The sequence below is a fragment of the Sphingobium abikonense NBRC 16140 genome, assembly GCF_001598335.1.
GTDB lineage: Bacteria > Pseudomonadota > Alphaproteobacteria > Sphingomonadales > Sphingomonadaceae > Sphingobium > Sphingobium abikonense.
In genome coordinates this window covers 92549-106389 of record NZ_BCYT01000001.1, presented here as the reverse complement: position 1 = coordinate 106389, position 13841 = coordinate 92549, and the positions used below count along the sequence as shown (strand labels likewise).

Here is a 13841-nt window from a genome sequence, read left to right as displayed (position 1 = left end):
CATGGCCACCAGCGGCCCGGCTCGTCGGACGCTTCTTACACCCCGTGTAAGAAATTCCGACGCTTGGAAGAGGTTTGAACGAAAATGACGAAGAAAGACTGAATCTGCGGGGCGCCGGTCTAAAATAACCCTGTCAGCGCGCGCGATCCAGATCGTTGGCAGCGTTGCGCGTCGCATCGCCCATGGCTTGCACAGCCTCGTCCGCAGACGCTGCGGCTTGCGTCACGGCATCCGCACGGCGATCCCGCCGATCGTCATTCGTCAGGTAGAAAAAGCCCACCGCCAGAACGAGGGCCAAAGCAACGACCCCCAGAACGACACCACTTTTCGATCGCGGCGGTTCAGAGGGCGTAAATCTGTGCAGGTCGGTCATACTCTCTCTCCCAATAAGGAGATAGGACGACCAGTTCCTACGCCCGGATTTCGGCCGGGTCAGTTGCCGGAATTACGTCCCTCTCCACCACGGCTCAGACGATCAACATCGTCCATGATCTCATCAAGCACAGCCGTTTCGGTCGTTTCCTGACTGCGGCGGGATGGCAGGTCGCCGTTTTCCATAATCTGCTCCAACGCCGCGCGACCGCGCGCGACCCGGCTTTTGATCGTGCCGACAGCAACGCCGCAGATTTCAGCAGCCTCTTCATACGCAAATCCGCCAGCACCCACCAGGATTAGTGCTTCCCGCTGCGGCTGCGGCAATTGCAGCAAGGCACGCTGCATGTCGCTTAGTTCGACATGCTTGTCCTGCCCGGCCGGCGCCGCGAGGATGCGATCCGCCGTCAGGTCATCCCAATCACCGCGGAAACGGGACCGGCGCATCTGCGAAAGATAATGATTGCGCAGGATGATGAACGTCCATGCACGCATGTTCGTGCCGGCCTGAAAACGGGCCCGGGCGGCCCATGCCTTAAGCAAGGTTTCCTGAACCAGATCGTCCGCGACGTCGCGGTTTCCCGAAAGCGACCGCCCAAAAGCGCGAAGATGGGGGATGACTGCCGCAAGTTCGCGCTTGAAATCGCTGTCTGACAAAGCGGCGCGCTCTTCCGAAGCGGCAGTTTCTTCATTCACGAGAACGACCCCCTTGCTGGCCGCCACTCCTGTCGTCTGAACCGACATCGTCAAAGCCATACTGCGCCCATATCCTAACTTTTATGTCCATCAAGACAAATCAAAATTGCCGTCAATCAAAGCAACAGCAGAACAATCATGACGATCACGGCGAGTGCGAGCGATGCGCCCAACACGTAGCGGACGGTATGTTCGGTCGAGCCTCCGCGTACGTCTTCCGTCGCGACATGCTTTTCCTGATCCACCATTTGCCTCTCTCCCGATCGTTACGCTTCATTAACGCGACGCACGACCGGGAGTTCCGTCAGCGGAGCAAAGAGAACATAGACTTCCCGCGTCAGGCCGGGGCGGTGGCCTGATCGAAGAAGAGCGCCTGCGAGATCGCGGCCTTCACAGTGGAACGCTGGAACGGCTTGGTGATGAGGAATGTCGGCTCAGGCCGCTCGCCTGTGAGGAGACGCTCGGGGAAAGCGGTAATGAAGATGACCGGGACCGAAATTTCCGACAAAATGTCCTTCACGGCGTCGATGCCACTGGAATCGTCGGCCAGTTGAATGTCCGCGAGCACCAGACCGGGTCGCTCAGCCATGGCCTCGCGTACGGCGTCCTCGCGCGTCACGGCGATGGCGGTCACGTCATGCCCAAGGTCACGGACGATCGTTTCGATATCCATGGCGATGATCGGCTCATCCTCAATGATCAGCACCTTGGCGCGCGTCTGTGCCTCGATTTCGGCCAGAGCCTCTTCCACCAGCGCTTCGACGTCGGCCGGATCCATCGCGATCAGATAAGCGACGTCATCGACGGTGAAGCCTTCGAGCGCCGTCAGCAGCAGCGCCTGCCGCGGCAAAGGCGTCAGGCGCGCCAGACGCGCCTGCGCGATCGCCTCCCGGTCATCGCCGCCCCCCATCGGCTCGTCTTCCAGATGGGACGACGACCAGATGGCATGGAAGGTCCGATAGAGGCCCAGACGCGGGTCAACATCGGCAGGAAATTCTTCAGGAGCGGCGACGATCGCTTCCAGCGTGGCGCGCACATAGGCGTCGCCATGCGTCTGGCTGCCCGTCAGGGCGCGCGCATAGCGGCGCAAAAAGGGAAGATGGGGGTGCAGTTTCTGTCCAAGCGACATTGTCTAGTCTTCTCCCTGCCCGATCAAAGGCATCGTGTATCCCGGCCTATCACGGCGGTCGCTAGAAGAATGGAATGTCCATGCCGCATTGGCAAGCCCGCCCGCACTTCGTCCCGCCAAAACCGGCAGCGTCAAAAAAACGCCTCGCAGCCCGGAACCATCGACATTGCAATTTGTTTCGCTGCCATATGGATTTTTTGACGATATCGTGATTTTCAACCGGATGACGCGGAACGACGAATTGACGACCCGCGCATTTCCCGCAAATACGGGCAGGCTGGCGTGACACAGATTGCTTCAGAGGGGCAGATTTTGGTTTCTTCGACGACGGAACAGCAGCCGACCGACAGGGGTCACGACCAGGATGGTCCCCTAGCCGCGCCAAAGCGCAGCGGAAAAAGCCGCAAGGAGGAAGGCCAGGTGTCGCAGGCGCTGCGCACGGTCTACCAGCGCGCCGTTGAGGAAGACATTCCCGCTGAAATGCTGGACCTTTTAAGCAAACTGGACTGAGTGCGTCATGATCGGGGGCAGCCATCCTCCGGCAGCCCAATCGCTGACCGCTTCGCTTTTCGGCTCCACCGGCGTCAAGATGTTCCTGATCTTGACGCTCGCCTTGTTGCCGCTCGGGCTTATCGCCCTTGTCGCATCTTTGCAGGCTATCCAGACCGCGGATCTGGAAAAGGAAGCCCTGCTTCGAGTAGCGGTGAGCCAGAGCGCCCGCAAATTGACCGCCGACATTGAATCTGATCGGACGGCGCTGCAACTGACCGTCAACAATCTGTCCACGGCGCCTTCGGACACCGGCATCTGCGCCCGGCTCAACCTGTTTCTCGCGTCCAATGATCGTGAGGGCGGCCGATATGCCGTCTATGATCGGGCTAGTCGACGCCTGTGCGCGTCGGACCCCAAGCAAAGGCCGATCCTTGATCCCGCAGAGCGTTTCACCGGGCCGGCCGCGCAATTGCTCGATAACGCGCCCTATCTTCTGGTCCGCGCGCGAAGCGCGAACGGCCAGCTGGTCGGGTTCATCTATTATTCGCGCGCGCATCTCGAACGGGCGGCCGATCCCGCCACCGCATTGCAGAACCGGCGGCTTACCCTGTATGAAGGGCATCGCCGACTGGATCTGACATCATCGCAGCAGCCCCTTGCCCCCGGCGACGGCGTCACCAGCCTGTCGGCGCCGCTGGAACCGCCCAATATCGTGCTGACCATGACGGTGCGCGATCCACCGGAAACGCTGGCGCGGACGCTATCCCTCTTCCTGCCGCTGGTCATGTGGTTCGCCGCTGCTGCGATCGGCTGGTTCGTGGTCAATCGATTGCTCATCCGTCCCCTGGTACTGCTGCGTCGCGCCGTGGCTGCCTATCATCCCGGCGAAGTGTTGGAACCGATGCAGCGCGTGCGCACCCCTGCGCGCGAGATCATAGCCCTGGGCGACACATTCCGCGAGATCAGCGAGGATGTCGCGACCCATGAGGCCGAACTGGCCGAGGGGCTCGACACCCAGCGCAAACTGACGCGCGAGGTCCATCATCGCGTTAAGAACAACCTTCAGATCATCGCCAGCCTCATCAACCTGCACGCGCGCTCTGCCCATGAACCCGAAGCGGTCGAGGCCTATGCCTCGATCCAGCGACGGGTCGACGCGCTGTCGGTGGTGCACCGCAACCATTTTGCCGAACTGGAGGAAAATCGCGGGGTGGGTGTGCGCGCGCTTATCAGCGAATTGTCTGCAAGCCTCAGAAGTACCGCCCCCTCCGCGGCGCGCCGTTTTGGCATCCAGATTGACAGCGACGATCTGCATATCAGTCAGGATGTTGCTGTCCCGATCGCGTTTCTTGTCACCGAACTTGTCGAGCTGGCGATGCGGATGGACCCGGCGGGTCGTATGCGCATCTCGGTCAAGGCGCAGGACAAGGATCGCGCCCAGGTGATCGTCCAGTCATCGGGCCTTCACGACACGCCGGACATGCAGGCGTATATGAAGGAACGCTATGGGCGGGTGCTCACCGGTCTGTCGCGCCAGCTTCGCGCGCCGCTCGATCATGATGGCGAGGCTGGCCGATTCGCCATCGCGATCACTATCGTCCCCTGACGATCACACCCGCTGATAGTCGCGCCGGAACTCCGCTGCAAAAGCCGCGAAACGACCAGCGCCGATAGCGTCGCGGATCGCCTCCATCATCTCTTGATAGAAATGAATATTGTGCTGCGTCATCAGCATGGCGCCCAGCATTTCCCCGGCCTTGACCAGATGATGCAGATAGGCGCGGCTCCAGGTCGCGCACACGGGGCAGCCGCAGCGCGGATCGAGCGGTCCCATATCCTCGCTGAATTTCGCGTTGCGAATGTTGAGCGGCCCGCCCCAGGTAAAGGCCTGGCCATTGCGTCCCGATCGCGTGGGCAAGACGCAGTCGAACATGTCGATGCCGCGTTCCACTGCGCCTACGATATCGTCAGGCTTGCCCACCCCCATCAAATAGCGGGGCTTGTCGAGCGGCAGCATATCCGGCGCAAAATCCAGCGTGGCGAACATCGCCTCCTGCCCTTCCCCGACCGCCAGGCCGCCAACGGCGTAGCCGTCAAAGCCGATGTCGATCAGCTTCTCGGCCGACACTCGTCTCAATTCTTCGTTCAGCGATCCTTGCTGGATACCGAACAACGCCGCGCGCTCCGCATGTTCGCCGCCGGCGTCAAATCCGTCCCGCGACCGTTTGGCCCAGCGCATCGAGCGTTCCATGGATTTGGCCGCCTCGTCATGCGTGCACCCATTTTTGGTGCATTCGTCAAACGCCATGACAATGTCACTATCGAGCAGGCGCTGGATTTCCATCGACCGTTCAGGCGTCAGGAGATGTTTGGACCCATCGATATGGCTGGAAAATGCGACGCCCTCCTCGCTCATCTTGGTGAGCGCGGATAGGCTCATGACCTGATAGCCGCCGCTGTCGGTCAGGATCGGGCGATCCCATCCCATGAAGCCATGCAGGCCGCCAAGCCGCGACATCCGCTCCGCGCCGGGACGCAACATGAGGTGATAAGTATTGCCAAGGATGATGTCGGCGCCGGTCGCGCGAACCTCGGCCGGGCGCATCGCCTTCACCGTGGCCGCGGTTCCGACAGGCATGAATGCGGGTGTGCGGATATCGCCGCGGCGCATCTGGATCGTGCCGGTGCGCGCCTTGCCGTCGACGGCGGAAAGGGAGAAGGAAAATCGGGGCTTCGTCATGCGCCGCGCTCTAGGGTCGAATTGGCTACGGCACAAGGATAGCACGGCTCACCCGGCCTTGCGGACCCCGTCGAACAGCCGCATCGCGTCGATATTGAAGCCTTCCACCCGTCGATAGGCGCCGACGAAGCGCAGGCAGTCGCGCGACAGGCGCAGCGGCCAGGATCGCCCCTGCGAATCCTGCAGCGTCAATGTCACATAAGAGGAAGAATTGGACGGATGGGCCATGCGGAATGGGTAAATCGGAAAGATTAACAAAGCGCTCCGAGCGGTCGGCGGATCGCACTGCTTTCAAAAATTTGCGGCATTTTTGCAACATGCCCTTTGGGACGCGCGGATAGAGGGCGGCAACAAGGCAACAGTCAGCAACAAAAATGGTTAAGCCCCTATCAATCATTACGCCTGCGGCTGCATCATCGGGGCGAACCTGACGCACTCATTATCTGAAAAAACGGGGCCGCAAATGATTGATTCGGGACGCTTTGTCGTGACGCACAACGAGGTTGAAGCCGTGAACGACGATCCGATGAACGATGAAACCCAAACCGCCAGCGACGCTGTCGTTACGGAAACGGCGCTTACGCAGGCCATCGGGAAATCAACGCTGTTCGACCTTGGGCAGATCGATGTTCGGTGGGACGAAGAACTCGCCACCCTATGGGCGTTCATGACGCCGCTCGAACGACCCAATTCGAATCTCGGCCTGATGCGCGACACCATGGCATGGCAGCGGGAAAGCCGCCGCGTCTTCGGCGATCATGGCCCCCTCAAATTCATGGTGCTGGGCTCGCGCTTTCCCGGCGTCTTCAATCTGGGCGGCGACCTGGAGATGTTCGCCGAATGCATCCAGCGCCGCGACCGCGAAACCCTGCTCAAATATGGTGTCGCCTGTTGCGAGATCGTGGATCGCATCTGGCATTGCAACGACATGAATATCATCAATATCGGCCTGGCGCAGGGGGACGCGTTGGGCGGCGGCCTTGAGGCGCTGCTCTGCTTCGATGTCATCATCGCCGAACGACAGGCCCGCTTTGGCCTGCCCGAAGTGTTGTTCGGCCTCTTCCCCGGCATGGGCGCTTGGTCGATCCTGCAACGCCGGGTCGGCCCTGTTCTGGCGCGCCAGATGCTGTCTGAGGGCCGCATCTATACCGCCGAGGAAATGTTCGACATGGGCATCGTCAACCAGGTCGTCGAACCCGGCGAGGGCGAAGCGGCCACCATCCAGTGGATTCGCGATCACCGGGCGCATCATGCCGGCTATGTGGGAATCAACAAGGCGGCGCGCCGCGTGCATCCGCTGACCCTGACGGAACTGACCGATATCGTGGAAATGTGGACTGAAACCGCCCTTTCCCTGTCGGACCGCGACTTGCGCATGATGCGGCGGCTGGCGGCAGCGCAGACGAAATTGCGCTGAGCGCCCCGGTCAGGCCCTGCGGCGGCGCGTGCCGATCGCGGGGTCGGGCCGTCCGGTTCCCTGCAACGGGCCGGCGGCAATCATGTCGGCGATCTGCTGCGCCGGCACCGGGCGGCTGAACAAATAGCCCTGGACATTGGTAAAGCCCGCCTCGCGCGCATGGTTCAGCTGATCGGCCGTCTCTATGCCTTCCGCCACCGTGTCCATCGACAGGTCACGCGCGAGGTTGCCGATCGCCCTGACGATCGCGCGGTCTTCCGCATTGGCGCTGACGCCCGCCATGAAGCTCTGATCGACCTTGAGCGTGTCGAAGCGATAGGACCGCAAATAGGCCAGCGACGAATAGCCGGTGCCGAAATCATCCAAGGCTAGGCGCAGGCCGATCCGCTGCAATTCGCGCAGGATCGCGTTGGTCTGCCCGCTGTCGTCCAGGAATATCGATTCGGTCACTTCCAGTTCCAGCCGGCGGGCCGACACGCCGGTTTCCAGCAGCGCGGCGATGACATTGCCAGGCAGCTCGGGCGATTTGAGCGATGCCGGCGAAATGTTGATCGCCACCCGCACATGCTCGGGCCACTGCGCCGCGACCTCGCACGCCCGGCGCAAAACCCAGCCCGTCATCGCCTCGATCAAACCCATATTCTCGGCGATCGGGATGAATTCCGAAGGGGGGATCGGCCCCAATACCGGATGCTCCCACCGCAGCAGGGCCTCGCACGCCTCAATTTCGCCTGTGTTTAAGTCGACGATCGGCTGAAACATGAGGTTCAGCTCACCGCCCGAGAGTGCCCGGCGCAGACCGGTCTCAATCTCGTGCAGCCGATTGAACCGCTCCTTTAGCGACCAGTTGAAGCTGGCGGCGCGATTGCGCCCCTGTCCCTTCGCCTCATACAGCGCCAGATCGGCATGCTGCATCAGCTCGTCCATGTCGCGGCCATCCTGCGGACCGATGGCATAGCCGACCGAGGCCGTCACCTGCAGATGGTTTTCCCCGATTTCAAAGCCATGGGTGAAGTAAGACACAATTTCCTGAGCGATGCCGGCCGCCGTGACCCGGTCGGTGTCGGGACAGATCAGGACGAACTCGTCGCCGCCGAACCGCGCGATCTTGCCGCGACCTTGAACCACCTCGGTCAGCCGTTCGGCCACGGCGCGGAGCAACTGATCACCGACCATGTGGCCCAGTGAATCATTGATTTCCTTGAACCGATCCAGATCCATCCACAGGATCGCCACGGCGTCCGTGCGCTTCTCGTTCGTCTGGAAAATGTCCCGCAGGCGCATCTGCATCGCCATGCGGTTTTCCAGGCCTGTCAGGCTGTCGAACCGCGCCAGCCGCTCGAATTTTTCGGCAAGCAGCGACTTGTCGCGCTTCCCGATCAGGGCCTGAACGACAATGCGATGCGTCGTGGAGCTAATTTCCGCCAGGCCCAGAACCATCATCACCATCGCCACGGACAGCACGCGATAGCCTGTCGATCCTTCCAGCCACAGCCCCGTCGCGGTCGGCAGCAATGCCAGGCAGACCTGACCGATGGCGATTTGCACCCGTCCCGCATTGCGGCCGGAAATGCCGCCGGCATAACCGGTCGCCATCGACACTGTCAGCATGTGGATGATGCTGTTCCCGGACGTGATGAGCGATACGAACGCCATCAGACCCAGCAGGCCCGCATAGACCCAGGCACCCAGCTCATAGGCCAGTTCCCAGCCGCGCGAAGCGACCGCGGTGCCCCGCACCAATTGCCGGTGGAAGAATATGGCGGACACCACCCGCAACGTCGCGACCAGGCAGAGCAAAGCGACGACGGCATGAATGGCGCCGCGATCGGTCAGGCTGACAACCACCAGACCGACGGCGACGCCGGTGATCGCTCCGATCGTCAGGGACGCGGGCGACGCATAGAGCGTCTCGATCAGGCTGGCGTGGACGTCAGCATCCTGCGACCGCTTTGCGCCGCGTTTTTCCAGCAAGGTTTTCAAAACGCGCAAAATGGCGGGTCTCCGATTTGGGTCGCCTTTTCGCAATTTCCCTTTATTTTTTGGTTAATTCGGCATCTGACCTGGATGATATTCCTGATCCTGATCAAATTCCCGTGGTCATCCGATCATCATCAGGCTGGCATTGCCGCCCGCCGCCGTCGTGTTGATCGACGTCGACACTTCTTCCAGCAACCAATCCAGACAATAGCCATGGCCATGATCATCGGCATGAACCGGCACGATGGGGCCGGGCATGTCGACGACGCATTGCATGGTCGCGACGATCTTGGCGGCGTCGCCCTCGACCAGGGCGGCCGCGAACGGTCCGCTGGCATCGGTCTGGAAGCATGCAGTTACTTCGGCCGGAAGGTCGACCGGCAGCGTCATGCCCTGCACGACGCCGATATTCCCTGTCGCCAAAATGGCCGCCATCTGCCGGAACAGGCCCTGCCGCGTCGCCGGCCGCATCAACACTTGGCCGCGCCGATGCAGCGCATAAAGATTGCGTTCGCCCACTGGCCCAGGCAGCGACAATTCGACGCCCAGGGCCGACGCATCGCCCGTGCGCCGCGCCTGAGCCGCCGCTTCGCCTTCTCCCTGACCGTCCAGCCAGTCGGCGAAGGCGTGGAGCGGCGACCGCAAATGCGTCACCCGTTCGGCAAAAACGGGGGGCGTGGTGGTAAGGCGGCCCAGATAGAGCGGCCCGCCGGCCTTTGGCCCGGTGCCCGACAAGCCCCGCCCGCCAAAGGGTTGAACCCCGACGATCGCGCCGATGACATTGCGGTTCACATAGATGTTACCCACCTTCACCCGGCTGGTGACGCGGGCAACCGTTTCGTCGAGCCGCGTATGCAGGCCGAATGTCAGGCCATAGCCGGTCGCGTTGATCTGATCGACCAGCGCATCCAGCCCGTCCCGCTTGAACCGCAGGACATGCAGAACCGGGCCGAAGATTTCGCGCTCCAAGTCGGCGATGCTGTCGATTTCGATGATCGTGGGCGCAACGAAGGTGCCATGCGCTGTTTCGGAGGGCAGGTCGCCCTGTTCGACATGCAACCCCTTGGCGCGCATCGCCTTGATATGGGCGTTGATATTGTCCCGCGCCTCGGCCGTGATGACCGGCCCGATATCAACCTTGAGCGCATCCGTCCGTCCAATGCGCAACTCGGCCAGTGCGCCTTTCAGCATCGTCAGCGTGCGGTCCGCCACTTCATCCTGCAAACACAGGATACGCAGCGCCGAACAACGCTGCCCCGCGCTGTCGAAGGCCGACGCTATGACATCCGCCACCACCTGTTCGGCCAGCGCCGAGCTATCGACGATCATCGCGTTCTGCCCGCCCGTTTCGGCGATCAGGGGGATCGGCCGCCCGGCGCGCGACAGGCGCGATGCAAGCTGGCGCTGGATCAGGCGGGCAACCTCGGTCGACCCGGTGAACATCACCGCCGCGGTTTCCGGGGCCGCGACCAGCGCCGCGCCGATCCGGCCGTCACCAGGCAAAAGTTGCAGCGCATCGCTGGGCACCCCCGCCGCATGCAGCAACCGCACTGCCTCCGCCGCGATCAAAGGCGTTTCCTCCGCCGGCTTGGCCAGCACGGGATTGCCTGCGACGAGCGCCGCGACGACCTGCCCCGTGAAGATCGCCAGCGGGAAATTCCACGGGCTGATGCACACCACCGGACCCAGCGCCTGCTGCTGCGGGCCAAAGGTGGATCGCGCCTGCTGCGCATAATAGCGCAGGAAATCGATCGCCTCGCGCACTTCGGCGATGGCGTTGGGCAGCGACTTGCCCGCTTCCCGCACGATGAGGCCAAGCAGGATCGGCATGCGCGCTTGCATGGCGTCGGCCGCCGCCTCCAGCATGGCGGCGCGATCGGCTACCGCGCTGTTGGGCCAGCGTGAGTCCGCGGCGCGGATCGCGGCGGCGCGGGCTTCCGCTTCGGTCGCGTCCGTGACCCGGCCCACCACGTCCCGGTGATCGGCCGGGTTAAAGACCGTGCGCGCCGGTCCGGACGCCTGTTCCGGCGCCGCCGCCCAGCTCATCTGCGTACTTTCCCGCAAGGCTTCGCTCAGGCGGGCCAGCTCGGCCTCATTGCTCAAGTCCAGCCCGTCCGAATTGCGCCGGTCCGGATATAGATCCGCCGGAAGGGCAATCTGATCGTGGCGCGCGCCGGGATGGGACATGGCCTTTACCACCTCGGCCGGATCGGCGATCAGTTCGTCGATCGACACGGCAGGGTCGGCGATGCGGTTGACGAAACTGCTGTTCGCACCATTTTCCAGCAAGCGCCGCACCAGATAGGCCAGCAACGTTTCATGCGTGCCGACCGGGGCGTAGATGCGGCAGGGCCGGTTCAGCTTGTCCGGGCCGACGACCTGCTCATACAGCGGCTCGCCCATGCCATGCAGGCATTGAAACTCGTAATCGCCGATCGAAAAGTCCGGTCCGGCCAGATGATAGATGCTGCTCAGCGTCTGGGCGTTATGCGTGGCGAATTGCGGGAACACGACGTCGCGCGCCGCCAGCAATTTGCGGGCGCAGGCGATATAGGCGACATCCGTATGCACCTTGCGCGTATAGACGGGAAAGTCCGGCAAACCGTCCACCTGCGCGCGCTTGATCTCCGCGTCCCAATAGGCGCCCTTGACCAGCCGCACCATGATGCGCCGGCCGCTTCGCCGCGCCAAGTCAACGATCCAGTCGATCACGAAGGGGCAGCGCTTGCCATAGCCCTGCACCACGAAGCCAAGGCCATTCCATCCGGCAAGATCGGGGTCCATCGCCAGGCTTTCGAGCAGGTCAAGCGACAATTCCAGTCGATCGGCCTCTTCCGCATCGATATTGAAACCGATGTCATAGCCTTTGGACAGCAGCGCCAGTTGCTTCACCGCCGGAAACAATTCGCCCATCACCCGGTCCGCCTGCGCGCGGACATAGCGGGGATGCAGCGCCGACAGCTTGATCGAAATGCCCGGACCCGCATAAATGCCCCGCCCGGCGGACGCCTTGCCGATGGCATGGATCGCCCGCTCATAATCGGCATAATAACGCTGCGCATCCGCCGCCGTGGTCGCGGCCTCGCCCAGCATGTCATAGCTATAGGCAAAGCCCTTGGCCTCCATCTCGCGCGCGCGCTTGAGCGCCTGCTGGATCGTCTCGCCCGTGACGAACTGTTCGCCCATCATCCGCATGGCCAGGTCCACGCCCCGCCGGATCACCGGTTCGCCCGCGCGCGCAACCAGCCGCGTCAGCGCCGCGCCAAGGCCCCGGTCATCGACGCTGCCGACCAGCTTGCCCGTGACCACCAGCCCCCAGGTGGCGGCATTGACGAACAGCGATTTTTCACCGCCCAGATGCGACCCCCAGTCGCCGTCGGCAATCTTGTCCCGGATCAGCGCGTCGCGGGTCGCCGTGTCGGGAATGCGCAGCAGCGCCTCGGCCAGGCACATCAGCGCGACGCCTTCCTGGCTGGACAGCGCATATTCCTGTACCAGCCCCTCGACGCCGCTGCCCTTGCGATTGGCGCGCAGCGCGCTCACCAGCGCGCGGGTCGTGTCTGCGATCGCATCGCGCATCGGATCGGCCAATGTCGCCGCCGCGATCAGGGGCGCAAGCGCCTCCGCTTCGTCGCGTCGATAGGCGGCGGTGATCGCCTGACGCAACGGTGTGGGCCGGCGGATGGTGGGGGCGAAATGGGCGAAGGGCTGATCGGTCATGCCATCAACATATCCCTGAAGCCGAAATCATTCCGACTTATGAAACGCCACCTTTTAGAGGAATGGACTTATTCGAATGGTCAATCTAGGAAATATGGATGCTCAACCCGCCCCAAATAGTCGATCTGGACGACTTTGATCGTCGCATCATTGCGGCGCTGATCGAAGACGGCCGCATGACGGTGACGGACCTGGCCGATGCGGTCGGCCTGTCGAAAACGCCGTGCCAGGTCAGGTTGAAGCGTCTCCAGCAAGCAGGCGTCATACGCGGCTTTCGCGCGATCATCGATCCTGCCAAGCTGGGCCTTGACCATATCGCCTTCACCGAAGTCAAATTGTCCGACACGCGCGAAGCAGCGCTGCGCGAATTCAACGCCGCCGTTCGCCGCATCGCGGAGGTGGAGGAATGCCATATGCTGGCCAGCAATTTCGATTATCTGCTCAAGGTGCGAACGGCCGACATTCGCCGCTATCGCATCGTGCTGGGCGAAAAGATCAGCGCCTTGCCCCATGTCGCCAGCACGTCCACCTTCGTCGCGATGGAAACCGTGATGGAGGCGGGCCATCGTCGGACCAAGAGCGCTCGGTGAGGCCTCACATTAACGATGTCTTGCGGCGCGAGATGATCAGTAGCCGGCTTCCACCGCGATGCGGATAGCGTCGGCGGACGTCGACACGCCAAGCCCTTTCTGCAAGGCCGCCTTGTGCATCTTCACCGTGCGTTCGGAGAGGCCCAGCGTATAGGCAATCTGCTTGTTCAACTGGCCAGCCGCCATCTGCACCAGCACCTGCTGCTGACGTTTGGTCAGGGCCGCCACACGATCGCGCGCCAGCGTCTGGCGGGTCGGTCCCAGCGCCGGGTCCGTGACCTCCATCAAGGAACCGAGGAAATATTTGAGGGTCCCTGAATCATCGAAAATGGGGGCAATCAGAACCGCATTGCGAAACGGCGCGCCGCCCTTCTTGTAGTTCAAAATCTCAACCAGGATCGGCCGCCGATCGTGGATCGCCGCCCGGATTTGCTTCGTCAGTTCCGGTTCGGTCCCCTCCCCGCGCATGAAACGGCAATTGCGGCCAATCACTTCGTCGCGACTATAGCCTGTGAGCGCCAGAAAGGCGGAATTGCATTCGATCACGGGCGTGTCGGGGGTGGACGGATCGCAGATCAGTGCCGCGATCGGGCTCGCCGCGATCAGATCCGACAGGGGCAGCCCCTGCTCTATCAGTTCCATTCCCCTCATGACGGTGCCGTCATAAGGCATAAATGCTCTGAATTTCAACCGATCTCCGTCACC

Annotated in this window: 13 protein-coding genes; 4 read left to right on the top strand and 9 right to left on the bottom strand. The window is 62.4% G+C overall.

Features of this window, described 5'->3' with window-relative positions; translation table 11 throughout:
• Positions 1-133: 133 nt before the first annotated feature.
• The 4 genes from SAB01S_RS00480 to SAB01S_RS00470 form a co-directional block, all read right to left on the bottom strand.
• Positions 134-373, bottom strand: a complete 240-nt coding sequence (locus SAB01S_RS00480; protein WP_062731243.1) for a hypothetical protein — start codon at positions 371-373, stop codon at positions 134-136.
• 59 nt (positions 374-432) lie between these two features.
• The gene (locus SAB01S_RS00475; RefSeq protein ID WP_245646375.1) at positions 433-1128 is read right to left on the bottom strand and encodes a sigma-70 family RNA polymerase sigma factor; all 696 of its coding nucleotides are present in this window, start codon (positions 1126-1128) and stop codon (positions 433-435) included.
• A gap of 56 nt (positions 1129-1184) precedes the next feature.
• Entirely contained in the window at positions 1185-1316 is a 132-nt protein-coding gene (locus SAB01S_RS18955; protein WP_021224780.1) for a hypothetical protein, read from the bottom strand.
• Between the two features lie 89 nt (positions 1317-1405).
• A complete protein-coding gene (locus SAB01S_RS00470) occupies positions 1406-2197 on the bottom strand; it encodes a response regulator (RefSeq protein ID WP_062731242.1) in 792 nt (263 codons plus the stop codon).
• Between the two features lie 282 nt (positions 2198-2479).
• Here SAB01S_RS00470 and SAB01S_RS00460 point away from each other — a divergent pair, with 282 nt between their 5' ends.
• Positions 2480-2707 (top strand): NepR family anti-sigma factor, encoded by a 228-nt coding sequence (locus SAB01S_RS00460; RefSeq protein WP_062731240.1) that lies wholly within the window; start codon positions 2480-2482, stop codon positions 2705-2707.
• A 7-nt stretch (positions 2708-2714) separates the two neighbouring features.
• Positions 2715-4295, top strand: a complete 1581-nt coding sequence (locus SAB01S_RS00455; protein ID WP_245646374.1) for a sensor histidine kinase — start codon at positions 2715-2717, stop codon at positions 4293-4295.
• 3 nt (positions 4296-4298) lie between these two features.
• On the opposite strand, the gene tgt is transcribed toward SAB01S_RS00455, so the two are convergent.
• Entirely contained in the window at positions 4299-5429 is a 1131-nt protein-coding gene (gene tgt / locus SAB01S_RS00450; protein ID WP_062731239.1) for a tRNA guanosine(34) transglycosylase Tgt, read from the bottom strand.
• Positions 5430-5477: 48 nt separating this feature from the next.
• Entirely contained in the window at positions 5478-5657 is a 180-nt protein-coding gene (locus tag SAB01S_RS00445) for a hypothetical protein (protein ID WP_062731238.1), read from the bottom strand.
• A 235-nt stretch (positions 5658-5892) separates the two neighbouring features.
• On the opposite strand from SAB01S_RS00445, the gene SAB01S_RS00440 reads away from it, so the two are divergent.
• Entirely contained in the window at positions 5893-6846 is a 954-nt protein-coding gene (locus SAB01S_RS00440; protein ID WP_157078235.1) for a crotonase/enoyl-CoA hydratase family protein, read from the top strand.
• 9 nt (positions 6847-6855) lie between these two features.
• Here SAB01S_RS00440 and SAB01S_RS00435 read toward each other — a convergent pair whose 3' ends face one another.
• Complete coding sequence (locus tag SAB01S_RS00435) at positions 6856-8838, bottom strand: putative bifunctional diguanylate cyclase/phosphodiesterase (protein ID WP_245646373.1); 1983 nt, start codon at positions 8836-8838, stop codon at positions 6856-6858.
• 108 nt (positions 8839-8946) lie between these two features.
• Positions 8947-12546, bottom strand: coding sequence for a trifunctional transcriptional regulator/proline dehydrogenase/L-glutamate gamma-semialdehyde dehydrogenase (gene putA / locus SAB01S_RS00430; RefSeq protein ID WP_062731237.1), 3600 nt, complete (start codon positions 12544-12546; stop codon positions 8947-8949).
• Positions 12547-12644: 98 nt separating this feature from the next.
• Between putA and SAB01S_RS00425 the strand changes: the two genes are divergently transcribed.
• Positions 12645-13136, top strand: a complete 492-nt coding sequence (locus SAB01S_RS00425; RefSeq protein ID WP_062731236.1) for an Lrp/AsnC family transcriptional regulator — start codon at positions 12645-12647, stop codon at positions 13134-13136.
• A 36-nt stretch (positions 13137-13172) separates the two neighbouring features.
• Here the strand turns inward: SAB01S_RS00425 and SAB01S_RS00420 are convergent, their stop codons facing one another.
• Positions 13173-13787: a PAS domain-containing protein gene (locus SAB01S_RS00420; RefSeq protein WP_174525594.1), complete on the bottom strand. Its 615-nt coding sequence runs from the start codon at positions 13785-13787 to the stop codon at positions 13173-13175.
• Between the last annotated feature and the right edge of the window lie 54 nt (positions 13788-13841).